A 24089-nucleotide genomic window follows, 5' to 3' on the forward strand; every position below is an offset into this window, starting at 1 on the left:
AAGTTCTGGTTCGGATCGGGCTCGAAACTGAAGGTAGTGCGGCCATGTGAAGACGAGGCCAGCTCTGGGCGCTCGTTCAGCACTTCGTCAAAGAGCTTGCGGTAATGGGCCGTGATGTTTTTCACATAGGCCATGTCCTTGTAACGGCCTTCGATTTTGAAGCTGCGGATGCCCGCGTCCACCAGATCGCGCAGGTTCTCGCTCTGGTTGTTGTCTTTCATGCTCAGCACATGCTTGTCGTGCGCCACGATACGGCCTTGCGCGTCCTTGACCTCATAGGGAAGGCGGCAGGCTTGCGAACAGTCGCCCCGGTTGGCGCTGCGCCCGGTGTGGGCATGGCTGATGAAGCACTGGCCGCTGTAGGCCACGCACAAAGCGCCGTGCACAAAAAACTCGATCACTGTGCGCTCGGTGTCGATCACATCGCGGATGGCCGAGATTTGGGGGAGGGTCAACTCGCGGGCCAAGACGATTTGCGAGAGGCCTGCGTCCTGCAAAAACTTGGCCTTCTCGGGGGTCCGGATGTCGGTCTGGGTGCTCGCGTGCAGCTGGATCGGCGGCATGTCGATCTGAAGCAGACCCATGTCCTGGACGATCAGCGCGTCAACCCCGGCGTCATACAGTTGCCAGGCCAGCTTGCGGGCTGTTTCGAGTTCGTCGTCGCGCAAGATGGTGTTGAGCGTGACAAAAATACGGCTGTGAAAGCGGTGGGCGTGTTGCACCAGCTTGGCGATGTCTTGCACCGAGTTGTCGGCCGTAGACCGCGCCCCGAAGGATGGGCCGCCGATGTAGACCGCATCAGCGCCATGGTGGATGGCTTCGATGCCGATATCTAAGGTACGGGCAGGGGCGAGGAGTTCGAGTTGGTGAGGCTGCATGGGCTGGGATTATCCCAGCTTGTCAGTTCATCCGTGACGAGCCCTGAAGCGGCGGGCACTGGCCGGGGCTCAGAGGCGCTTCGCTTTGCCACATCGCCCCAGCCAGTGCCCACCGCTTCAGGGCGGTGGATCAAGCTGTCAGCGCCTTTCTTTTTTGCCACTGCACAACAAAAAACGCGACCGAAGTCGCGTTTTTCAGGGGTGCAAAAACCAGATCACTGGATCTTGGCTTTGGCGCGCAGACCTTCTTGGTAGGTGCTGAGTTTTTGCTGCTGCAGTTGCTGCGAAATTTGGGGTTTGACTTCTTCCAGTTTGGGCAACTGGGCTTCACGCACGTCATCGACGCGGATGATGTGAAACCCGAACTGGCTTTTCACGGGGGTATCGGTCATTTGGCCTTTGTCCAGTTTCACCATGGCACCTGAAAACTCCGGCACATAGCTGCCCGCCGCAGCCCAGTCCAAGTCGCCACCATTGGCACCAGAGCCTGGGTCTTTTGAAGCCTTTTTGGCCAACTCTTCAAAGCTGCCGCCTTTTTTGATCTCGGCGATCAGGGCTTTGGCGTCCGATTCGGTTTCAACCAAGATGTGGCGTGCACGGTATTCCTTGCCGCCGTTGGCTGCGACAAACTTGTCGTATTCGGCCTTGATGTCAGCGTCGGTCACGGGGTTTTTCTTTTGGAAGTCGGCAAACAGCTGACGAATCAGGATCGTTTGGCGGGCCAACTCGATCTGGGTTTTGAAGTCGTCAGAGGCGTCCAAACCGCGCTTTTTGGCTTCTTGCATGAACACTTCACGGGCGATCAACTCTTGCTTGATTTGGTCCAGCACTTCGGGCGTGACAGGGCGGCCAGAGGCTTCCACTTGTTGCTGCAGCGCTTTGACGCGCGAAGAGGGCACGGGCTTGCCGTTGACCACAGCCAGGTTTTGCGCCAGAGCGGGGACCGCCAGCAGGGCCACCAAAGCGGCGCTGAGCATTTGCTTTTTCATTGTTAATTCCTCCATGACATTGCGTCAGGTTCAGGTGAAAGGTTCAAAAGGGTTCAAAAAAAGGGGTTGTCACCAGGGGTGACAACCCGATTCAGATCAGCTCGATGGCCAAAGCGTGAAGGCCTTGGTCAATGAAATCTTGCAGCGCATCATACACAAGGCGATGGCGCTGGACGCGAGAGATCCCGCTGAACAAAGGGGAAGCGATGGACACCCGCATGTGGGTGCCTTGGCCGCTGTCGTTGGCACCCATGTGGCCAGCATGCGCTGCGCTTTCGTCCACCACACGCAGCTCGGTCGGCTGCAGGCGTTCGCTCAAACGGGCATGGATTTGTGCGCTCAAAGGCAAAACGGCGGTGTTCATGGTTTTTCCTCGTCTTTGGGCAGATAGCGCGAAATGTACAAGCCTTGCCCCAAGATAAAGACCACCGGGAACGCATAGCCCCAGAGCTTGAAGTTGACCCAATCTTCGGTGCTGAAATAGTGCGCCACATAGCCATTGATGGCGGCCATGAACACGCAGTACAGCATCCAAGACAGGTTGAGCCGATGCCAAACGGCTTCAGGCAGTTGCAACTGTTGGCCCAGCAACATGTGCAAAAAGTTCTTTTTCAACAAGCCATGCGCCACGGCCAGGGCGATGGCCAGACCCGAGTACAAGAGCGTCGGTTTCCACTTGATGAAGCGTTCGTCGTGCAGGCCCAAGGTGAGGGCGCCAAAGCCCAGCACCAACACCAGCGTGATCTTGTGCATGGTCTGCAGCTTGCCGTCCATTTTGTAAATGAGGGCGGTTTGAACCAAGGTCGCTCCCATCAGCACCGCGGTGGCGGTGTAAATGTCGCCCATTTTGTAAGCGACAAAAAACAGCAGGATGGGGAAAAAATCGAGGATGAATTTCATGAGGTTCAGGCAAAGGCGGCACCTCTGGTGGGCCGCCGTGGTCGGTCAGGATGCTTCGAAGTCTAACGAAGCGGAGTTCATGCAGTAACGCAGACCCGTGGGGGCTGGGCCATCTTCAAAGACATGGCCCAGGTGGGCGCCACATTGGGCGCACACAGTCTCCACCCGGCGCATGCCGTGGCTGGTGTCCACGCGTTCTTCAATCGCACCCTCGGTGCAGGCCTGCGAAAAGCTGGGCCAACCGCAACCGGCGTCAAATTTGGTGTCGGACTTGAAGAGTTCGGCGTCGCAGCAGATGCAGCGGTAAATGCCACTGGCCCAGTGGCCCTCGTATTTGCCGGTGAAAGGACGCTCGGTCGCAGCTTGGCGCGTGACCGCGTAGGCCACAGGCTCGGCACCTTTGGCCGCCAGCAGTGCGCGCCACTCGTCGTCGGTTTTGTGTAGGGAGGTCATGATGAACAGCTGATTTCCAGTTGGCTGGCCCAGTCGGGCGGGAGGTTGGCATAGGCTTCAAAGCCCGGGTGATCTTCAAAGGGGGACTTTAACAAGGTGTAGAGGGTCTCGATTTCCGAAAAATCGCCTGTTTGGGCTTTTCGAATCGCCACTTCGGCCAAGTGGTTGCGCAACACAAATTTGGGGTTTGACTTCAGCATTTGCTGCCCCATTGCAGCGAAATGAGAAGGGTCAGAACGGTTGGTGAAGCGCTGCAGCCAAGCGAGCAAGCGAGGGCGGTCCAACACCAAATCGGTCACGGCGCACCAGCCTGTATCGCTCAAATTGGGCCCATGCGACTGCTGTACCACCGCGTGACTGAGTTGTCGCCAAAACAGGGTGTAGTCCACTTTTTCTGCCGCCATGAGTTGCATCAGGTCTTCCACCAGTGACCAGTCGGCCTCGCGCTCCGACTCGATGGCCAGAGCGCCGACCCAGCCCAGCTTGGCCCGCATGGCGTCTCCGAGTGCGCGGGGGAACCCTGTTTTGTAGCCCTCTAAAACTTGCAGAGTCATGTCCTGGTCGTCGATCAACGGGGCCAGTGCCTGGGCCAAGGCATACAAGTTCCAGTACGCCACCTGGGGTTGGCGTCCGTAGGCATAACGCCCTTCGTGATCCGAGTGGTTGCAGATGTGGCCAGGGTCAAAGCCGTCCATGAACTGGAAGGGGCCGTAGTCTATCGTCAGGCCCAGCAGGCTCATGTTGTCGGTGTTCATCACACCGTGGCAAAAACCCACGGCTTGCCATTGGGCCAGCAATTGGCCGGTGCGCTCTTGAACCACATCCAGCAACGCGGCGTAAACATTGCCTTGCCACAGCGCAGCGCGTTCGCGGCATTCGGGCAGGTGGTGGGTGAGGGCATGGTCGGCCAACAGGCGCAAGCTGTCCGCATCGCCTTGTGCTGCAAAATGTTCAAAATGCCCAAAACGCAAAAAGCTCGGTGCCACGCGGGCCACCACGGCGGCGGTCTCCAGGGTTTCTCGGCGAACGGGTTCGGGTGAGGCCACCAGGCTCAAGGCCCGAGTGGTGGGGATGCCCAAACCATGCATGGCTTCACTGCACAAATACTCTCGGATGCTGGAACGCAGCACGGCCCGGCCATCGCCGCCGCGCGAATAGGGTGTGCGGCCCGCGCCCTTGAGTTGGATTTCTTGAGGCCCCTGAAGCGACGCGGCCTCGCCCAGCCAAATCGCCCGACCGTCACCCAATTGACCGGCCCATTGGCCAAATTGGTGCCCGCTGTACACCGTGGCCAGTGGCTGGGAGCCGACCATGAGCGCATTGCCTGCCAAAGCTTGCAGGTGGACGTCATCGAACACTTCGGTGGGCCAGCCCAGCGCGTCTCGCAAGTCTTGATTGCGGGCTGCCCAACGCGGAGCGGCCACCGGCGTCGGCTGCAGGTGTGTGAAAAACCGTGGCCCCAATTGGGTCAGGCGGTGTGTCCATTCCAGCACGGTTGGGTCAATCGGGACGTTGGCATGGGTTGGCGATGGCTTCAGCGACATGGTGGGATTGTCACGTCCTTGACAAGCACCCGGGTTTTGCGGGTTTTTGAACCTTGTGCATGCGGCTCGCTGTGGCGACTGGGGTGCACAATCATCCGCTGGAACCCCCTTTACCTACTGGAGACCTGCCCATGCTGGGACTGATGCAACAGCCGTCGCTGCTGATTTCTACTTTGATTGAATTTGCCGAACAGCACCACGCAGACAGCGAGGTGGTTTCGCGCCGGGTGGAAGGCGACATCCACCGCAGCGATTGGGCCCAGATCGCCAGGCGATCGCGTCAAGTGGCCAACGCGCTGGATGGCCAGAACATCCCGCAAGGGGCCCGCATCGCCACCCTGGCCTGGAACGGGTATCGCCACTTGGAGTTGTACTTTGGCGTGAGTGGCTCGGGACGGGTCTTGCACACCATCAACCCCCGTTTGCACGCGGAGCAAATGGCCTGGATCGCCAACCACGCTGAAGACCAAGTCCTGTGCTTTGACATGACATTTTTACCCTTGGTGCAGGCTTTGCAGCCCCATTGCAAAACCGTGACCCATTATGTGGCTTTGTGCGATGCCGACAAATTGCCTGCAGACACGGGCATTCCGAATTTGGTGAGTTACGAAGCCTGGATGGGCCAGCAGCCGAGCACCTACGCCTGGCCTGAACTGGATGAAAACACGGCCTGCAGCTTGTGCTACACCAGTGGCACCACGGGCAATCCCAAGGGCGCGCTGTACAGCCACCGTTCGACCGTTTTGCATGCCTATGCCGCGGCCTTGCCCGACTCGATGTGCATCTCGGCCCGCGATTCAATCTTGCCTGTGGTGCCCATGTTCCACGTCAATGCCTGGGGCATTCCTTACAGCGCAGCCATGGCAGGCGCCAAATTGGTGTTTCCCGGGCCCGCGCTCGATGGCAAGTCGGTCTACGAATTGATCGAGTCCGAGGGCGTGACCTTTGCAGCAGGTGTGCCGACAGTGTGGCAAATGCTGCTGGGCCACATGAAGCCGGCGGGCCTGAAGTTCAGCCAACTCAACCGCACCGTCATTGGCGGCTCGGCCTGTCCGCCCGCCATGATCGACGCTTTCCGCCAAGACTACAACGTCGACGTTTTGCATGCTTGGGGCATGACCGAGCTCAGCCCGCTGGGCACCGTTTGCACACTCAAAAACAAACACCTGAGCTTGCCCGCCGAAGCTCAGATGGCCTTGCGCATGAAACAAGGCCGGTGCATCTTCGGTATCGACATGAAGATCATCGACGAAAACGGCCACACCCTGCCCCATGACGGCAAGTCCGCAGGCGATCTGATGGTCAAAGGCCCCTGGGTGATAGCCGCTTACTACAAACAAGAAGGTGAAAGTCCCCTGGTCGACGGCTGGTTCCCGACCGGTGATGTGGCCACAATCGATGCCGATGGCTTCATGCAGATCACCGACCGCAGCAAGGATGTGATCAAGTCGGGAGGGGAGTGGATCAGCTCGATCGACATTGAAAACATCGCCATGGCCCACCCCGCGGTGGCCATGGCCGCCTGCATTGGCATGCGACACCCCAAATGGGACGAGCGCCCGATCGTTTGCGTGGTGAAAAAGCCCGGTGCCGAGCTGACCCGTGAGGCCTTGATCGCTTTTTATGAAGGCAAAACCGCCAAATGGCAGATTCCGGACGATGTGGTCTTTGTCGAAGCCATTCCCTTGGGCGGTACCGGCAAGATGCTCAAGACGCGTTTGCGCGAGCAACTGGCCGGTTATGTCTTGCCCCATGTGTGACTAAACCTGACCTATTGCTTTCGCAAAGTCGCGCTGGCGATAACACTTAGGTGCAAACCCCGAGCGTTTTGACGCTCTGTTCCGGTTAGGCTGACACTGTTTTGTTTTACAACGCTGGAGACCTTGAATGAAATTCGCAACACGTTTGATCGCCGCAGCCGCTTTGGCCGCTTGCTCCCTGGGCGCGTTTGCCCAAAAGGGTGAAACCGTCAAAATCGCCCACATTGACCCCTTGTCGGGCCTGATGGGTCCTGTGGGCAGCAACCAGCTCAAAAGTTTTCAGTTTTTTGCAGAAAAGTTCAGCAAAACAAACCCCGCCGGTGTCAAGTTCGAGATTGTGTCTTTTGACAACAAACTCAGTCCCGCCGAAAGTTTGAACGCCTTGAAGGCCGCCATGGACCAAGGCGTGCGTTACATCGCACAGGGCAACGGCTCTTCGGTCGCGGGTGCCTTGATCGAAGCGGTCAACAAGCACAACGAACGCAATCCTGGCAAGGAAATCATTTTCCTGAACTATGCCGCAGTGGATCCTGATTTCACCAACAGCAAGTGCAGTTACTGGCACTTCCGCTTCGATGCGGACACCTCCATGAAGATCGAAGCGATGACCACCTTCATGAAAGACGACAAAGACGTCAAGAAGGTCTACCTGTTCAACCAGAACTACTCGCATGGCCACCAGGTCGTGAAGTTTGCCAAGGAAAACTTGGCCCGCAAGCGCCCTGATGTCCAAATCGTGGGCGAAGACCTCCACCCCTTGGCCCAAGTGCGTGACTTCTCGCCTTACATCGCCAAGATCAAGGCCTCGGGTGCCGATACCGTGATCACCGGCAACTGGGGTTCTGACCTGTCATTGCTCGTCAAAGCCGCCAATGAAGGTGGTTATAACGGTAAGTTTTACACCTATTACACAGGTGTGACCGGCACGCCGACCGCTTTGGGCACAAGTGGTGCTGGCCGCGTGTTCCAAATTGCTTACAGCCATTACAACATGGGTGGCGACATGGGCAAGTGGATGGGCGAGTTCAAGACCAAGTTCAATGACGACTTCTACACTTCCGCTGTCGTTTCCATCTACATGGCCTTGGGTGATGCCATGGCCAAAGCCAAATCGACCGACCCGGTCAAAGTGGCTGCCGCGTTGTCGGGCCTGAGCTTCAAGAGCTACCACGGTGAAGTGCAAATGCGCAAGACGGACCACCAACTGCAGCAACCTTTGTGGATGACCGTGTGGCAAAAGACCGACAAGAAGTACCCTTACGGGCCTGAAAACACCGGCATGACCTTGGCACCTGTCAAAGAGTTCCCTTCCTATGTGTCCAGCACACCCACCAGCTGCCAGATGAAGCGTCCTGGCTGATCGGCTCTTGGCAACCCGCATGGGTTTCCCAGTGGGCAAAAAGCCCGATGACACCTTTGTTGTCGGGCTTTTTTGTGAGTTTTGATCCGGTTTGTTTCTTGGGGTTGACCGATTCAACCCGCTTTCGGTAACGCAGTTAGGCTGAGATACAGCCTGGAAAGTTTTTATGGAGTTTTTCATCATCTCCATGCTCAACGGCCTCAGTTACGGGCTGTTACTCTTCATGCTCAGCTCCGGGCTGACGCTGATTTTCAGCATGATGGGTGTGCTCAATTTTGCGCATGCCAGCTTCTACATGATCGGCGCCTATTTCGGTTACACCTTGACCGGTTTGATCGGCTTTTGGCCTGCATTGATCGTCGCGCCTTTTTTGGTGGGCGCCTGTGGCGCACTTTTTGAGCGCATCAGTTTGCGCAAAGTACACCCTTTCGGCCATGTGCCCGAACTCTTGGTGACTTTTGGCTTGTCTTATGTGGCGCTGGAGTTGGTGCAGTTGGTTTGGGGACGCACTGCGGTGGATTTTCCGCCACCCGAAATTTTGCGCAGCTCAGCGTTTACTTTGATCAACCATTCTGCTCAAGGTTTGAGCTTTGTTTGGGGGGCCGCACCGACCGAGATGTGCACTGCAGCCGATGCGGCCATCCGCGTGGTGTGTTCGCCATTTCCAGCCACGCGCGCGTTCATGATGCTGGTGGCCTTGCTGATGCTGCTGTCTTTGTGGCTCTTGCTCACCCGCACCCGAATTGGCTTGGTCATTCAAGCCGCTTTGACGCACCCTGAAACGGTGGAGTCTTTGGGGCACAACGTGCCGCGTGTGTTCATGTTGGTTTTCGGTGCGGGCACCGGCCTGGCCGGTTTGGCCGGCGTGATTGGTGGCAGCACTTTTGTCACAGAACCGGCCATGGCCGCCACGGTGGGCTCGGTCATTTTTGTGGTGGTGGTGGTCGGCGGCATGGGCTCGTTGTCGGGGGCATTTTTGGCGTCCATCTTGATTGGCGTGATCCAAACTTTTGCAGTCGCCATCGACTACTCCTTCTTGACCTTGGCCAAAGACATGGGCTGGGTTTTGTCGGCCGCCACCCAAGAAAATTCCTTTGCCAAGCTGACTTTGTCACAGGTCGCCCCGATCTTGCCGTACCTGTTTTTGGTGCTGATCTTGATCTTTCGGCCCAAGGGTCTTTTGGGCACACGCGAGGGTTAAGTCATGGCTGCTGTTTATAAATTCAAACCGTACAACGTGGGTCGCTGGGTCATCTGGAGCCTGTTCGCTTTGGTGTTGTTGGCCGCACCGTTGGTCTTTACCAGCAATCTGTCGGTGACCATGTTGGCGCAGATGGGCATTGCCATCATTGCTTGCCTGTCTTACAACATTTTGCTCGGCCAAGGCGGCATGTTGAGCTTTGGCCACGCGGTCTACACCGGACTGGGTTCCTACATGGCCATTCATGCCCTCAATGCGGTCAGTGGTGGCAAGCTGCACATTCCGGTCAGTCTGCTGCCCATCGTGGGCGGCCTGGCGGGCATGGGATTTGCCGTTTTGCTCGGTTGGGTGACCACCCGCAAATCGGGCACACCGTTTGCCATGATCACCTTGGGTGTGGCCGAGCTGGTGTTCGCCATGTCGCTCATGTTCTCCGAATTTTTTGGGGGTGAGGCGGGCGTCTCGGGCAACCGGGTGGCGGGTGAGGCGTTTTTCGGCATCACCTACGGCCCGCAGATTCAGGTGTATTACCTGATCGCCGCCTACACCTTGGTGTGCGTTGCGCTCATGTATGCCTTCACGCAAACGCCGCTGGGTCGCATCTTGAACGCTGTGCGCGACAACCCCGAACGGGTTGAGTTCATTGGCTACAACACCCAACGGGTACGTTACATCGCTTTCATCATCTCGGGCTTTTTTGCCGGCATTGCAGGGGGCTTGGGCGCACTCAATTTTGAGATCGTGACCGCCGAGGTGGTCGGGGCAGGGCGTTCGGGCGCGTATTTGCTCTTCACCTTTTTGGGGGGCGCCACCTTTTTCTTTGGCCCCATCCTGGGTGCGATTTTGATGATCATTGCCTTTGTGCTGCTGTCCGAGCTGACCAAGGCCTGGCTGCTTTACCTCGGCTTGGTGTTCTTGTTCATGGTCATGTACGCACCGGGCGGCATTGCCAGCTTGATCATGATGAACCTGCGGGTGGCCAAGTTTGGCAAGCTGCGCCAGATTTGGACCAGTTACTTGGGTTTGGGTCTCACGGCCATGGTCATGCTCGCAGGAGCAGGGGCCATGATCGAGATGGTCTACCACTTGCAACTGAACACGGCCTTGGGTGACACGGTCAAATTCATGGGGGCCACGCTGAACTCCAAGAGTTTGGACAGTTGGTTTGGCTCGGCCTTTGTCATGTTGACCGGTTTGGGCTTGTTTGAGCTGGCACGCCGTCAGTTTGCCCGCGATTGGGGTGAGATTCAGACCGACATTGAAAAAGAAATCAAGCGCAGGGAGACCACGGTATGAGCACCTATGCCCTTGAACTCAAAGACCTTCGCAAGAACTTTGGCAAAACCGAAATCATTCGGGGTGTGAATCTTGCCGTGAACTCTGGTGAGAGAGTGGCCGTGATCGGCCCCAATGGCGCGGGCAAGTCCACGCTTTTTAACCTGATCAGCGGCCGTTTTGGCCCGACAAGTGGCGATATTTTGCTCAATGGGCAAGCCATTCAACACAAAACGCCCTACGAGATCAACCGCATGGGCTTGTCTCGCAGTTTCCAGATCACCAACATCTTTCCCAAGCTCAGTGTGTTTGAAAACTTGCGTTGTTCTGTGCTTTGGAGCCTGGGCTACAAGTACAGCTTCTTCAAGTTTTTGTCTGGGCTCAAAGACGCCAATGAACGCACCGATCAGTTGCTGGAGATGATCCGCTTGGACAAAAAGCGCGATGTGTTGGCGGTCAACCTGACGTATGCCGAGCAGAGGGCTCTGGAAATTGGCGTGACGATTGCGGGTGGCTCCGATGTCATTTTGTTAGACGAGCCGACGGCCGGCATGAGCAAGAGCGAGACCTCGCGTTTCATTCAGCTCATCAAAGAGGTCACTGTGGGCAAAACCTTGCTCACGGTCGAACACGACATGGGCGTGGTTTTTGGCTTGGCCGACAAGATCGCAGTGGTGGTTTATGGCGAGGTGATCGCCTTTGACACGCCAGAGGCCGTGCGGGCCAACGCCAAGGTCCAAGAAGCCTACTTGGGCTCATCGGTTGCAGACAGCCAAGCGGGAGGCCATTGATGCTCCAAATAGACAACCTTCATGCGTATTACGGCAAAAGCCATGTCTTGCATGGCGTGGGTTTTGAAGTCGGGCAGGGCGAAATCGTGGCGCTGCTGGGGCGCAATGGCTCAGGCCGTTCTACCACGGCCAAGGCCATCATGGGCCTGGTGGAGTGCCAAGGCCGCATCGACTGGAAAGGCCAGCCGATTCAAGGCAAAAAAGCCTACGAGATCGCCCACTTGGGCGTGGGTTATGTGCCTGAAAACCGCGACATTTTCCCAAAATTGACGGTGCACCAAAACCTGCAACTGGGCCAAAAGCGCAGCGGTAAAAATGGCCGTTGGTCGTTTGACGACATGTTCGCCATGTTTCCTCGCCTCAAAGAGCGCGAGCACACCGAGGCGGGCGTGCTGTCGGGCGGTGAGCAGCAAATGCTCACGCTGTGCCGTACCCTGATGGGTGACCCCGATTTGATCATCATTGACGAGCCGACCGAGGGCCTGGCCCCCAAGATCGTGGAATTGGTGGGCCAATACCTGCAAAGCTTGAAAGCCAAAGGGGTGTCGGTGCTGCTGATTGAGCAAAAGTTGACGATTGCCATGAGCATCTCAGACCGTGCGCTGGTCATGGGCCATGGGGCCATTGTGTTCCAGGGCACGCCGGACGAGTTGCGAGCCAACAACTACATCCGCAAGGAGTGGTTGGAGGTGTGATGGTTGGAACGGCCTGAAGTTGTTGCAGGCCCGTGTATCGCCCGTCCCAAGGGGGACAAAAATGTGGGATGGTTGTGTTTTTTGTGTCTACAATGCCAAAAAACGAACGGTCGTTCTTTTTTAATTTTTCACGCAAAGGAAGTCCAGCATGACAGCTGAATACAAAGTCCACGGCGATGTCGCGGTCATCACGATGACGAACCCGCCGGTCAACGGTTTGGGCCTGTCCACCCGCGTCGGCATCACCGACGGCCTGGAAAAAGCCAACAACGATGCGGCGGTGAAAGCCATTGTCATCACTGGAGAGGGCAAAGCCTTCTCGGGCGGTGCGGACATCCGTGAATTTGGTTCGCCCAAGGCGATTCAAGAACCCAATTTGCTGAGCGTCATCCGCGCTTGCGAAAACTCCTCCAAACCTGTCGTGGCCGCCATCCACTCTGTCGCCATGGGCGGTGGTTTGGAGCTGGCTTTGGGTTGCCACTACCGCATCGCATCCCCAGGCACTTTGATTGCCTTGCCCGAAGTCAAATTGGGCTTGATTCCCGGTGCAGGGGGCACCCAGCGTCTGCCCCGCGTGATTGGCGTGGAAGCGGCGCTCAACATGATCGTCAGCGGTGAAGCCATCAAGAGTGAGATGCTGGCCATGTTGCCCGGTCAAAAGCTGTTCGATGCCATGGCCCAGTCGGCAGAAAGTCTGCCTGAAGAAGCTTTGGCCATGGCCCGCAAAGTGGCTGCAGCCCACGCCGATGGTTCGCCTTTGCCTCTGGTGCGCAACTTGCCTTGCAAACACGTGCAAGGCAATGCCTATTTCCAATTCACACGCAACATGGTCAAAGGCATGGCCAAGAATTTGCCAGCCCCTGCCAAGTGTGTGGATGCGGTGGAAGCGGCCACCAAGATGAAGTTTGAAGAGGGTTTGGTTTTTGAGCGCGACATCTTCATGAACCTCATGTTGACGCCAGAAAGCCGCGCTTTGCGTCACATCTTCATGGCCGACCGTGCCGCCAGCAAAATCCCTGACGTGCCCGAAGACACCCCCAAGCGCGACATCCAGAGCATTGCCGTCATTGGTGCGGGCACCATGGGCGGCGGTATTTCGATGAACTTCTTGAACGCTGGTATCCCGGTCAAGATGCTGGAGATGAAGCAAGACGCGCTGGAGCGTGGCGTGGCCACCATCCGCAAAAATTACGAAGCACAGGTCAAAAAAGGCAAGCTCAAACAAGAGAAATACGACGAGCGCATGGCGCTGTTGAGCACCACGCTGAGCTACGACGAGATCGGCCAGGCCGACTTGGTGATCGAGGCGGTGTTCGAAGAAATGGGCGTGAAAGAAGCCGTTTTCAAGAAGCTTGACGAAGTGATGAAGCCCGGCGCCATTTTGGCTTCCAACACGTCCACCTTGGACGTCAACAAGATCGCCAGTTTCACCAAGCGCCCGCAAGACGTGGTGGGCATGCACTTTTTCAGCCCCGCCAACGTGATGAAATTGCTGGAAGTGGTGCGCGGCGCCCAGACCGGCAAAGACGTGCTGGCTACGGTGATGGCCATTGGCAAAAAGATCAAGAAAACCGCTGTGGTTTCTGGCGTGTGCGACGGTTTCATCGGCAACCGCATGATCGAGCAGTACAGCCGCCAGGCCGGATTTTTGATCGAAGAAGGTTGCACGCCCGAACAGGTGGACAAGGCGGTCGAGAAATTCGGCTTTGCCATGGGTCCCTTCCGCATGGGCGACTTGGCAGGTAACGACATCGGCTGGGCGATTCGCAAGCGCCGCTACCAGGAAAAGCCGGGCATGAAGTACAGCAAGACCGCGGATCTGTTGTGTGAAATGGGCCGTTACGGACAAAAAACCGGCGCAGGCTGGTACGACTACCAAACGGGCAAGCGAGACGCGATTCCGAGCGCCGTGGTGGTCGAGATGATCGACAAGCACCGCACGGCCATTGGCATCACGCCCCGCAGGATTTCGGACGAAGAAATCGTCCAGCGTTTGGTGTTCTCGCTGGTCAACGAAGCCGCGCACATTCTGGAAGAAGGCATTGCCAGCAAGGCCAGCGACATCGACATGGTCTACCTGACCGGTTACGGCTTCCCGCTGTGGCGCGGTGGCCCCATGATTTATGCGGACACGCTGGGCTTGTTCAACGTGGCCGAAGCCATGAAGCGCTTTGCCAAAAACCCCCACGACGATGCCCAATTTTGGCAACCTGCGCCCCTGTTGGCACGCTTGGTGGCCGAAGGCAAGACATTCAACTGATTTTTTAATTTTTGAGTGAACGGATCACGGGTCCGTCCCTCGCATGAAAGGTTTTCATCATGACGAATGCAGTGATTGTCTCTACCGCACGCACCCCGCTGGCCAAAAGCTGGAAAGGTGCTTTCAACATGACCCATGGCGCCACGCTCGGCGGCCACGCGGTGCAACATGCCGTGGCCCGCGCGGGCATTGAAGCCGCCGAAGTTGAAGACGTGATCATGGGTTGCGCCACGCCCGAGGGCGCTACGGGCGCCAACATCGCCCGCCAAGTCGCCCTGAAAGCCGGGTTGCCCATCTCGGTGTCCGGCATGACGGTCAACCGTTTTTGCTCGTCCGGTTTGCAAACCATTGCCTTGGCCGCTCAGCGCATCATCGCGGGCGAAGGCCAGGTGTATGTGGCCGGCGGTGTGGAAAGCATCTCTTGCGTACAACAAGAAATGAACACCCACATGCTGCAAGACTTGGCGCTGGCCAAGCAAAAGCCTGAAATTTACTGGAACATGCTGCAAACCGCCGAGCAGGTGGCCAAGCGTTACAAAATCGGTCGCGATGTCATGGACGCTTACGGTGCGGCCAGCCAGCAAAAAGCCTGCGCTGCGCAAGCGGCGGGTTTGTTCAATGACGAAATCGCCCCCATCACCGTCACGCAAGGCGTGATCGACAAGGTCATGGGCATGACCACCAAGCAAGTGACCGTGAGTGTGGACGAAGGCTTGCGCGAAGGCACCACCATCGAAGCCATCAGTGGTTTGCGCTCGGCTTTGCCCGGTGGTTTGGTCACTGCGGGCAACGCCAGCCAGTTCTCCGACGGCGCAGGCGCCTGTGTGTTGATGGACGAAAAGCTGGCCGAGCAACGTGGCCTGAAGCCGCTGGGCCGGTTCCTCGGCTTTGCGGTGGCTGGTTGCGAGCCCGACGAAATGGGCATTGGCCCGGTGTATGCCGTCCCCAAAGCCTTGGCGCGCCTGGGCCTGACCGTCAACGACATTGACCTGTGGGAATTGAACGAAGCGTTTGCCGTGCAAGTGCTCTATTGCCGCGACAAGCTGGGCATTCCTGCCGACCGGTTGAACGTCAACGGCGGCGCGATCGCGGTGGGCCATCCCTACGGTGTGTCAGGCCAGCGTCTGACCGGTCACGCCTTGATTGAAGGCAAGCGCCGCGGCGCCAAGCGTGTGGCAGTGACCATGTGCATTGGTGGTGGCATGGGCGCTTGCGGCATTTTTGAAGTGCTGTGATGCCCGTGGCTGTTGACGCCTGATCAACACCAAGGCGGTCGGTTTGCAGCTGACCGCCTTTTTCTTTGTCTTTTTTTTGAACTGGGATGATGCGACATGAGCCTGCGCCCCACCGTTGATTTTTTGCTGCACGACTGGCTGAAAGTCGACAGCCTGCAAAGCCGCGAGCGCTTTGCCGACCACTCGCGTGAAACTTTTGACGCGGTGCTCGACACCTGCGAGCGCATAGCCCGTGAAAAATACGCCCCGTTCAACCGGCTGGTGGACACGCAGGAGCCGCACTTTGATGGTGAAAGAGTGATCCTGCCCCAAGCCACGCACGATGCGTACAAAGCCTATGCCGAGTCGGGCATGTTGAGCGCCGCGCAAGACTACGCGATTGGCGGGATGCAGCTGCCCTACACGGTCGAGGCCGCTGCCAACGCATTTTTTGCCATGGCCTCGGTCAGCATCGGCTCGGGCATGCTGACCAGTGGCAATGCCAACTTGCTGATGGTGCACGGCACCGATTTGCAAAAGCAGGTGTTTGCCGCCAACGAGTTTTCGGGGCGCTTTTCGGGCACCATGTGCCTGAGCGAACCGCAAGCGGGCTCCTCGCTGAGTGACATCACAACACGGGCCACGCCCGATGGTGCTGATTTCGAGTCCGAGGCTTTGGGGGCGCGGTACCGCCTCAAGGGCAACAAGATGTGGATCTCGTCGGGCGAACATGAGTTGAGTGAAAACATCATCCATTTGGTGCTGGCCAAGATTCCCGATGCGAACGGCCAACTGGTGCCCGGCGTCAAGGGCATATCGCTGTTCATCGTGCCCAAAAAGCTGGTGGGCACCGATGGGCATTTGACCGGTGATCGCAACGACGTGGCGCTGGCCGGCTTGAACCACAAATGCGGCTGGCGCGGCACGACAAACACGCTGCTCAACTTTGGCGAGGGCAAGTACCCGGTGCGCGGAGAGTCCGGGGCCGTGGGTTACTTGGTAGGCAAGCCTGGCGAAGGCCTGCGGTGCATGTTCCACATGATGAACGAGGCCCGCATCGGCGTGGGCATGGCCGCCACCATGTTGGGCATGGCGGGGTATTACGCCAGTCTGGACTACGCCAAAAACCGCCCGCAGGGCAGGCCTACAGGGGCAGGGGGCAAAGACGCCAGCCAAGCGCAGGTGCGCATCATTGAACACGCCGACATCAAGCGCATGCTGTTGGCGCAAAAAGCGTACAGCGAAGGCGCGCTGGCCTTGGCCTTGTACTGTGCCCGTTTGGTGGACGAGCAACACACGGGCACGGCAGACAACGCCGATGTGGCGCGGTTGCTGCTTGAAGTCCTGACGCCCATTGTCAAGAGCTTCCCCAGCGAATGGTGCCTGGAGGCCAACAGCCTGGCCATCCAGATCCACGGTGGCTACGGTTACACCCGTGACTTTCCGGTCGAGCAGTACTGGCGCGACAACCGCTTGAACATGATCCACGAGGGCACCCACGGCATCCAGGCCATGGACCTGCTGGGCCGCAAAGTGCTGATGGAAAACGGGCGCGGCTTGCAACTGCTGGCTGAGCGCATTCTGGCCACGGCGGCCCAAGCAGAGGCCTCTTGGGGGCCCGAAGCTGCGGCCTTGCGCGATGCCTTGAAACAAGTCGCTCAAGCCACACAACAAGCTTGGGCAGGCGCTGAGCCTGCACAGGCCTTGGCCAACGCCGTGCCCTACTTGCAGGCGTTTGGCCACATGGTGATCGCCTGGATCTGGCTGGATGTGGCGAGCAGCTTGGGCGATGACAACAGCCCGGCGGCGCAGGGTCGCCGCGCCGCTTGCCGCTATTTCTACCGTTATGAACTGCCCAAGATTGGCGCCTGGTTGAACGTGGTCAGCAGCCGCGACCCCACTTGCGCCGATTTGGCAGAGGAGGCGTTCTGATGATTCGCCACATCGTGATGTGGAACCTGCACGATCAGGCCGAGGGGGCGGACAAGGCCGCCAACCTGGAAAAAGCCAAAGCCCTGTTGTGGTCGTGTGCTCAAGTCGTGTCTGGTATCCATGCTTTTGAAGTGGCCACCGCCACCCCGGGCATGGACTGCACCAACGATCTGGTGCTGCACATGTTGGTGGATGACGCACAGGTGCTAGCGGCTTACCAAAATCACCCGCAACATGTGGCCATCAAGCCCTTCATGAAAGCGGTGGTGCAAGAGCGCCGCTGCATGGATTTCATGGTTGGACCTGACGCCATCACACCCCCTTAAGCAACAAAGGATTTTTTCATGGCACGCACCACACAACAATTGTTTGACCTGACGGGTCAGGTCGCTTTGGTCACGGGCGGCTCGCGCGGCTTGGGTTTGCAAATGGCCCACGCCCTGGGCGAAGCCGGGGCCAAGATCATGCTCAGTTCGCGCAAGGCGGCTGACCTGGAACAAGCCGCTGCCGAACTGCAAGCCGCGGGCATCGATGCCCGCTGGATTGCGGCCGACTGTGGCAAGGAAGAAGACATCCGCCGCCTCGCGTTTGAAACCATGGAGCGCATGGGCCACATTGACATTTTGGTGAACAACGCCGGGGCCACCTGGGGTGCGCCCGCCGAAGTCCACCCCGTCGAGGCTTGGGACAAGGTGATGAACCTGAACGTCCGGGGTTATTTCATCCTCTCCCAAGAAGTGGCCAAGCTCAGCATGATCCCGCGTGGTAAGGGCCGCATTCTGAACGTGGCATCCGTCGCTGGCCTCGCAGGCAACCCCTCGGAGATGAAGACCATCGCCTACAACACCTCCAAGGGGGCGGTCATCAACTTCACCCGCGCACTGGCAGGCGAGTGGGGCGAGCACGGCATCACCGTGAACGCGATTTGCCCAGGCTTTTTCCCCAGCAAGATGACCTATGGCTTGCTCGAAAAGCTCGGTGCCGACAAGATGGCGGCGGGTGCTCCCCTTCGCCGCCTGGGCGATGACGAAGACCTCAAGGGCCTGGCCCTGCTGTTTGCCTCAGACGCAGGCAAACACATCACAGGCCAATGGATGGCGGTCGACGGTGGCGTGAGCGCCATCATCGGCGGTTGAATTGCCCTTGAGTCTGGACATGAGCCTCCCTTTTGGCGCCCACATCCCCTTTGTTCACCACTTGGGCTTCACGCTGGAGAAGTTTGAGGGGGGTGAATCCGAGTTGCATTTCGCGCCACGCCCCGAGCACCTCAATTCCTTTGACGTCACGCACGGTGGCGCGGTCATGACCTTTTTGGACGTGATCATGGCCACGGCCGCACGCAGCATGGACCCCCAAATGGGCGTGGTCACCATCGAAATGAAGACCATGTTCATGCGGCCAGCCCAAGTTCCTGCAGGGCAAAAACTCGTGGGGAAAGGCCATTTGCAGCACCGTACGCGCAGCATGGCTTTCGCCGAAGGCCGCATTTACAACACCGAAGGTCAGTTGTGCGCCACGGCCACAGGCACCTTCAAATACGTGGCACGGCGTGAAAGCCAAAGCCCGTCTACCGATTAACCGTGACCGATTTACTGAACTCACCAACCCAAGGAGACCACCAAATGACCCTCAACCACCAAATCGTGCTCGACAACCGCCCCCAAGGCGAAGCCACTGTGGCCAACTTCAAGTTGGTCGAAGCCGCTGTTCCAGCTTTGCAAGACGGCCAAGTGCTGGTCAAGCACCATTTCATGAGCCTCGACCCCTACATGCGCGGGCGCATGAACGAAAGCAAGAGCTACGCCGTGCCCCAGCCCTTGGGTCAGGTCATGATCGGTGGCACGGTGGGTGAGGTGGTGGACAGCCTGCACCCCAAGTTCAAAGTCGGTGACCAAGTGGTCGGCATGGGCGGCTGGCAAGAGTACAGCGTGGTCGATGCCAATGTGCTGGGCGCTTTGCGCAAAGTGGACACCACGCATGTGCCGTTGTCGCATTACCTGGGCGCCGTGGGCATGCCCGGCGTGACCGCTTGGTATGGTTTGGTCAAGATCATCGCCCCCAAAGCGGGCGAAACCGTGACGGTGAGCGCCGCCAGCGGTGCGGTGGGCAGTGCCTACGGCGCACTGGCCAAAGCACGCGGTTGCCGCGTGGTGGGCATCGCGGGCGGCAAAGACAAATGCGACTACGTGGTCCAAGAGCTGGGCTTTGACGCCTGCATCGACTACAAAGAGCACAAGGACTACCTGAGCCTGTCCAAGGTCCTGCGTGAAGCGTGCCCCAATGGCATCGACGGTCACTTTGAAAACGTGGGCGGGATGGTGCTGGACGCTGTCATGCTGCGCACCAATGCGTTCGCACGCATTGCGGTGTGCGGCATGATCGCCGGCTACGACGGTGCGCCACTGCCCATGGCCAACCCCGCCCTGATTTTGGTCAACCGCATGAAGATCGAAGGCTTCATCGTCAGCGAGCACATGGAAGTCTGGCCGGAAGCCCTGCAAGAGCTCGGTACCCTGGTGGGCACGGGCCAGCTGCGCCCCCGTGAATCGGTGGCCCAGGGCTTGGCTGCCGCACCCGAGGCTTTCCTCGGTCTGCTCAAAGGCAAGAACTTCGGCAAGCAGCTGGTCAAACTCATCTGAGGTGCAGGCGCATGTCCGATTTGATCTTGCACCATTACCCGACCTCGCCGTTCGCTGAAAAGGTCCGGCTGATCCTGGGCTACAAGCAGCTGCCCTGGAAGAGCGTGGTCATCCCCATGATCATGCCCAAGCCAGAGCTGACGGCCCTCACGGGCGGTTACCGCAAAACCCCGGTGCTGCAGATCGGCGCCGACATTTACTGCGACACCGCTTTGATTTGCGATGTGCTGGAACACCTGGCCCCCACACCGACGCTCTATCCGGACGCTGTCAAAGGCGCTGCCCGCATCGTGTCGCAGTGGGCCGATGGGGCCGTTTTCAACGCGGCCATGGCTTGGAATTTCCAGCCAGCAGGTGTGGCCGACGTGTTTGCAGGGGCACCCGCTGAAACCATCCAGGCTTTTGTGGCCGACCGCTCGGCCATGCGCGGCGGCGCACCCCGCATGGCGTCCAGCGATGCGGCCGCCACCTACAAAAGCTACCTGCGCCGCATCGCCAACATGCTGCACGGGCAGGACCATTTGTTTGGGCCCCAGCCTTGCGTGGCCGATTTTGCGGTGTACCACCCGCTGTGGTTCACTTTGGAACGCACACCTTCAGTGGCAGGTATTTTGGAGGCGACGCCTGAAGTCAAAGCCTGGATGGGCCGCATGAAAGCCATTGGCTACGGCACGGTGGTCAAAAGCAGCGCCCAAGAAGCCTTGCATGCGGCCCAAAGTTCAACGCCTGCAGCCCTGGCAGATGAGGTGTTTCAGGACGAACATGGCATCGCGCTGGGCAGCCAGGTCCTGATCGCGGCCGACACCTTTGGGCCAGAGCCCACCCAAGGTGAACTGGTCGCCGCCACACGCACCCGCTACACCTTGCGCCGCACAGATGAGCGCGCAGGCACGGTTCACGTCCATTTCCCCCGTCTCGGTTTCACGCTCAAAAAGGTTTCCGCATGATCAACAACTTCCAAGGCAAAACCGCCGTGCTGACCGGCGCTGCATCGGGCTTCGGCCTGGAATGCGCCCGCATCGGTGCCAAGCTGGGCATGAATTTGGTGCTGGTGGATGTGCAGCAAGATGCGCTGGACAAAGCCGCCGCTGAAATGACCGCATCGGGCGTGCAGGTGATGGCTCGCCGGGTCGATGTGTCCAATGCCTTGGCCATGGAGCAACTGGCCGCTGACGTGAAAGCCCGTTTCGGTGCGCCGCACTTGGTGTTCAACAACGCGGGCGTGGGGGCAGGGGGCTTGGTCTGGGAAAACTCGGTCGCTGACTGGGAATGGGTGCTGGGCGTCAACCTTTGGGGCGTGGTGCACGGCGTGCGCCTGTTCACCCCCATGATGCTCGAGGCTGCCAAGGCCGATCTTGGGTTTCAAGGCCACATCGTCAACACCGCCAGCATGGCCGGTTTGCTCACGCCCCCCAACATGGGCATTTACAACGTGAGCAAGCACGCGGTCGTGGCTTTGACCGAAACGCTCTACCAAGATTTGCACCTGGTGTCTGACCAGATCAGTGCCAGCGTGCTGTGCCCTTACTTTGTGCCCACAGGCATCAGCCAGAGTCAGCGTAACCGACCTGCGGACCTCGCCGCGGACAAACCCACAGCCAGCCAGTTGATTGGCCAGGCACAAAGCGACAAAGCCGTGGGCAGCGGAAAAGTATCGGCTGCCGATGTGGCCCAAAAAGTGTTTGATGCGGTGGCCAACGGACAGTTCTACATCTACAGCCACCCGCAAGCACTGGGCAATGTGCAAAGCCGCATGGAAGCCATTGTGATGGGCAACAACCCACCCGATCCCTTTGCGGCCAAGCCTGAAGTGGGTGAAGGCTTGCGCAAAGCCTTGCGCGAGGCCAAGGCTTAAAGGCCTTTTGCGGGAGTCCGGTCCTCTAAGCCGAAACGGACTTCACGCCTCAGAGCGACATGGCCATGCCAAACGTGTGGCGGTGTTGAGCCCGTCTGCAGCACCCGCTGAGGGACCAAGTCAGGGCTTGGCCTTGTGGCAAACTCGCTCGCTTGCGTGAAAGAAACCCCCCTCCATGTCCAAAATTCTGGCCCAGCTGGCCGCTGAAATCCGTATTCACCCTGAACAGGTCAAAACCGCTGTTGACCTTCTGGACGGTGGTGCCACCGTTCCCTTCATCGCCCGCTACCGCAAAGAAGTGACCGGCGGCCTGGACGACATCCAGCTGCGCGAACTGGAAGCCCGATTGGGCTACCTGCGCGAGTTGGAGGACCGACGCGCCGCGGTCATCAAAAGCATCACCGAGCAGGGCAAGATGACCCCCGAGTTGCTGGCCGCCATCGACGGCGCGCCCACCAAACAAGAGCTGGAAGACCTGTACCTGCCCTTCAAGCCCAAGCGCCGCACCAAGGGCATGATCGCCCGAGAAGCCGGGCTGGAGCCGCTGGCCGATAAGCTGTGGGCCGACCCCAAGCTCGACCCGCACACCGAAGCTGCGTCCTTTGTGCTGGCCGCTGGCGTGGTCGAAGGGGCCGACTTCAGCACCACGGCGGCCGTACTCGACGGGGTGCGAGACCTCTTGAGTGAGCGCTGGGCCGAAGATGCATCGTTGGTGCAGGCCCTGCGTGAATGGCTTTGGAATGAAGGGCTCTTCAAAAGCCAACTCACCGCCGGCAAAGACGAGAACAACGCCGATGTGGCCAAGTTCCGGGACTACTTTGACTACAACGAACCGATTGGGCGTGTGCCTTCGCACCGGGCATTGGCCGTTTTTCGCGGTCGCGCTTTGGAAATGCTGGACGCCAAACTGGTGCTTCCCGTCGAACCTGAACCGGGCAAACCCAGCATGGCCGAAGGCAAGATCGCGCTTCACCTGGGCTGGAGCCATGTGGGCCGACCCTCGGACGACCTGATTCGCAAATGCGTGGCCTGGACCTGGCGCGTGAAACTGAGCCTGTCGACCGAGCGCGACCTCTTCACCCGTTTGCGCGAAGAGGCGGAAAAGGTCGCCATCAAGGTCTTTTCAGACAATCTGCGTGACCTGCTGCTGGCCGCGCCCGCTGGCCCCCGTGTGGTCATGGGCCTGGACCCCGGCATCCGCACCGGTGTGAAAGTTGCCGTGGTGGACGCCACCGGCAAGCTGGTCGACACCTCGACCGTCTACCCGCACGAGCCTCGCAAAGACTGGGAGGGCTCGCTTTTCACCTTGGCCAAGCTGTGTGAGAAGCACCATGTGAATTTGATCGCGATTGGCAACGGCACGGCCAGCCGCGAGACCGACAAGCTGGCAGCCGACCTGATCAAGCAACTGGCCCGTCTGCGTGACGGCGTCGAGATTCAGAAGGCCGTGGTCAGCGAGGCCGGCGCCTCGGTGTATTCGGCCAGCGAGTTTGCTTCTCAAGAAATGCCCGATGTGGACGTGAGCCTGCGGGGTGCGGCCAGTATTGCCCGCCGCCTGCAAGACCCGTTGTCGGAGCTCGTCAAGATCGACCCCAAAGCGATTGGCGTGGGCCAGTACCAGCACGACGTGAACCAAAGCGAGTTGGCCAAAACCTTGGACGCGGTGGTGGAAGACTGCGTGAACTCGGTGGGTGTGGACTTGAACACGGCCAGTGTGCCCCTGTTGTCACGCGTGTCCGGCTTGTCAGGCAGCGTGGCCAAATCGGTGGTGCGCTGGCGCGATGCCCATGGCGTTTTCAAAACACGTCAGGATTTGCTCAAAGTCACGGGCCTGGGGGCCAAGACCTTTGAGCAAAGCGCCGGCTTTTTGCGCATCCGTGGCGGTGACAACCCGCTGGACATGACCGGCGTGCACCCCGAAACCTACCCGGTGGTTGAACAGATCCTCCTCAAAACCGCCAAGCCCATTCAGGACATCATGGGCCGCAGCGATGTGCTTAAAACCCTGCGGCCCGAGCTGTTTGTGAGCGACAAGTTCGGCGCGATCACCATCCAAGACATCTTGGGCGAGTTGGAAAAACCCGGCCGCGACCCGCGCCCCGACTTCAAGGTCGCCCGACTGACCGACGGCGTGGAAGACATCAAGGACCTGAAAGAAGGCTTGACTTTGGAGGGCACTGTGAGCAATGTGGCCCAGTTTGGCGCTTTTATCGACTTGGGTGTGTACCAAGACGGCTTGGTGCATGTGAGCCAGCTGGCCAACAAGTTTGTGACCGACGCCCGTGAGGTGGTCAAGACCGGTGACATCGTCAAAGTGAAGGTGCTGGAAGTCGATGTGGCCCG

General features: G+C 58.8%; 22 protein-coding genes. 16 read left to right on the forward strand and 6 right to left on the reverse strand.

All coding sequences use genetic code 11. The features are described from left to right. The 6 genes from Q0O19_RS07550 to Q0O19_RS07575 form a co-directional block, all read right to left on the reverse strand. Nucleotides 1–878 (reverse strand): peptidase U32 family protein (locus tag Q0O19_RS07550; protein ID WP_295521462.1); only part of this gene is annotated, 878 nt, incomplete at its 3' end. A 215-nt stretch (nucleotides 879–1093) separates the two neighbouring features. Beyond that, nucleotides 1094–1867 carry a peptidylprolyl isomerase gene (locus Q0O19_RS07555; RefSeq protein WP_295521464.1) on the reverse strand — a complete coding sequence of 258 codons (774 nt, stop codon included), beginning with the start codon at nucleotides 1865–1867 and terminating at the stop codon, nucleotides 1094–1096. A 91-nt stretch (nucleotides 1868–1958) separates the two neighbouring features. Continuing rightward, entirely contained in the window at nucleotides 1959–2231 is a 273-nt protein-coding gene (locus Q0O19_RS07560) for a BolA family transcriptional regulator (RefSeq protein WP_295521466.1), read from the reverse strand. Beyond that, a complete protein-coding gene (locus Q0O19_RS07565) occupies nucleotides 2228–2767 on the reverse strand; it encodes a septation protein A (protein ID WP_295521468.1) in 540 nt (179 codons plus the stop codon). The genes Q0O19_RS07560 and Q0O19_RS07565 overlap by 4 nt, the downstream gene beginning before the upstream one ends. 45 nt (nucleotides 2768–2812) lie before the next feature. Next, nucleotides 2813–3220, reverse strand: a complete 408-nt coding sequence (gene msrB, locus Q0O19_RS07570) for a peptide-methionine (R)-S-oxide reductase MsrB (protein ID WP_295521469.1) — start codon at nucleotides 3218–3220, stop codon at nucleotides 2813–2815. Beyond that, complete coding sequence (locus tag Q0O19_RS07575; protein ID WP_295521471.1) at nucleotides 3217–4764, reverse strand: YdiU family protein; 1548 nt, start codon at nucleotides 4762–4764, stop codon at nucleotides 3217–3219. Before Q0O19_RS07575 ends, msrB begins: the two co-directional genes overlap by 4 nt. Nucleotides 4765–4895: 131 nt before the next feature. Here Q0O19_RS07575 and Q0O19_RS07580 point away from each other — a divergent pair, with 131 nt between their 5' ends. The 16 genes from Q0O19_RS07580 to Q0O19_RS07655 all read left to right on the forward strand — a co-directional run. Continuing rightward, nucleotides 4896–6524 (forward strand): 3-(methylthio)propionyl-CoA ligase, encoded by a 1629-nt coding sequence (locus tag Q0O19_RS07580; RefSeq protein ID WP_295521473.1) that lies wholly within the window; start codon nucleotides 4896–4898, stop codon nucleotides 6522–6524. A gap of 127 nt (nucleotides 6525–6651) precedes the next feature. Then, complete coding sequence (locus Q0O19_RS07585; protein WP_295521475.1) at nucleotides 6652–7884, forward strand: branched-chain amino acid ABC transporter substrate-binding protein; 1233 nt, start codon at nucleotides 6652–6654, stop codon at nucleotides 7882–7884. 166 nt (nucleotides 7885–8050) lie between these two features. Continuing rightward, nucleotides 8051–9085, forward strand: a complete 1035-nt coding sequence (locus tag Q0O19_RS07590) for a branched-chain amino acid ABC transporter permease (protein ID WP_295521477.1) — start codon at nucleotides 8051–8053, stop codon at nucleotides 9083–9085. A gap of 3 nt (nucleotides 9086–9088) precedes the next feature. Then, entirely contained in the window at nucleotides 9089–10381 is a 1293-nt protein-coding gene (locus tag Q0O19_RS07595) for a branched-chain amino acid ABC transporter permease (protein ID WP_295521479.1), read from the forward strand. After that, entirely contained in the window at nucleotides 10378–11151 is a 774-nt protein-coding gene (locus tag Q0O19_RS07600; RefSeq protein WP_295521481.1) for an ABC transporter ATP-binding protein, read from the forward strand. The genes Q0O19_RS07595 and Q0O19_RS07600 overlap by 4 nt, the downstream gene beginning before the upstream one ends. Continuing rightward, a complete protein-coding gene (locus Q0O19_RS07605; RefSeq protein ID WP_295521482.1) occupies nucleotides 11151–11846 on the forward strand; it encodes an ABC transporter ATP-binding protein in 696 nt (231 codons plus the stop codon). Before Q0O19_RS07600 ends, Q0O19_RS07605 begins: the two co-directional genes overlap by 1 nt. 148 nt (nucleotides 11847–11994) lie before the next feature. After that, nucleotides 11995–14106, forward strand: a complete 2112-nt coding sequence (locus Q0O19_RS07610) for a 3-hydroxyacyl-CoA dehydrogenase NAD-binding domain-containing protein (RefSeq protein ID WP_295521484.1) — start codon at nucleotides 11995–11997, stop codon at nucleotides 14104–14106. A gap of 59 nt (nucleotides 14107–14165) precedes the next feature. Then, entirely contained in the window at nucleotides 14166–15341 is a 1176-nt protein-coding gene (locus tag Q0O19_RS07615; protein WP_295521486.1) for an acetyl-CoA C-acyltransferase, read from the forward strand. A gap of 96 nt (nucleotides 15342–15437) precedes the next feature. Then, nucleotides 15438–17252 carry an acyl-CoA dehydrogenase gene (locus Q0O19_RS07620; protein WP_295521488.1) on the forward strand — a complete coding sequence of 605 codons (1815 nt, stop codon included), beginning with the start codon at nucleotides 15438–15440 and terminating at the stop codon, nucleotides 17250–17252. Further along, a complete protein-coding gene (locus Q0O19_RS07625) occupies nucleotides 17252–17578 on the forward strand; it encodes a Dabb family protein (RefSeq protein ID WP_295521490.1) in 327 nt (108 codons plus the stop codon). Before Q0O19_RS07620 ends, Q0O19_RS07625 begins: the two co-directional genes overlap by 1 nt. 18 nt (nucleotides 17579–17596) lie before the next feature. Then, entirely contained in the window at nucleotides 17597–18388 is a 792-nt protein-coding gene (locus Q0O19_RS07630; RefSeq protein WP_295521491.1) for an SDR family oxidoreductase, read from the forward strand. 19 nt (nucleotides 18389–18407) lie between these two features. Continuing rightward, nucleotides 18408–18830, forward strand: coding sequence for a PaaI family thioesterase (locus Q0O19_RS07635; protein ID WP_295521493.1), 423 nt, complete (start codon nucleotides 18408–18410; stop codon nucleotides 18828–18830). Between the two features lie 44 nt (nucleotides 18831–18874). Next, nucleotides 18875–19891 (forward strand): NADP-dependent oxidoreductase, encoded by a 1017-nt coding sequence (locus Q0O19_RS07640; RefSeq protein ID WP_295521495.1) that lies wholly within the window; start codon nucleotides 18875–18877, stop codon nucleotides 19889–19891. An 11-nt stretch (nucleotides 19892–19902) separates the two neighbouring features. Beyond that, nucleotides 19903–20838 carry a glutathione S-transferase family protein gene (locus Q0O19_RS07645; protein WP_295521497.1) on the forward strand — a complete coding sequence of 312 codons (936 nt, stop codon included), beginning with the start codon at nucleotides 19903–19905 and terminating at the stop codon, nucleotides 20836–20838. After that, nucleotides 20835–21746, forward strand: coding sequence for an SDR family oxidoreductase (locus tag Q0O19_RS07650; RefSeq protein ID WP_295521498.1), 912 nt, complete (start codon nucleotides 20835–20837; stop codon nucleotides 21744–21746). Before Q0O19_RS07645 ends, Q0O19_RS07650 begins: the two co-directional genes overlap by 4 nt. 175 nt (nucleotides 21747–21921) lie before the next feature. After that, on the forward strand, nucleotides 21922–24089 hold a 2168-nt coding region (locus Q0O19_RS07655), incomplete at its 3' end, for a Tex family protein (protein WP_295521500.1).

The organism is Limnohabitans sp. Rim8 (assembly GCF_945869175.1).
Classification (GTDB): Bacteria; Pseudomonadota; Gammaproteobacteria; order Burkholderiales; family Burkholderiaceae_C; genus Limnohabitans_A.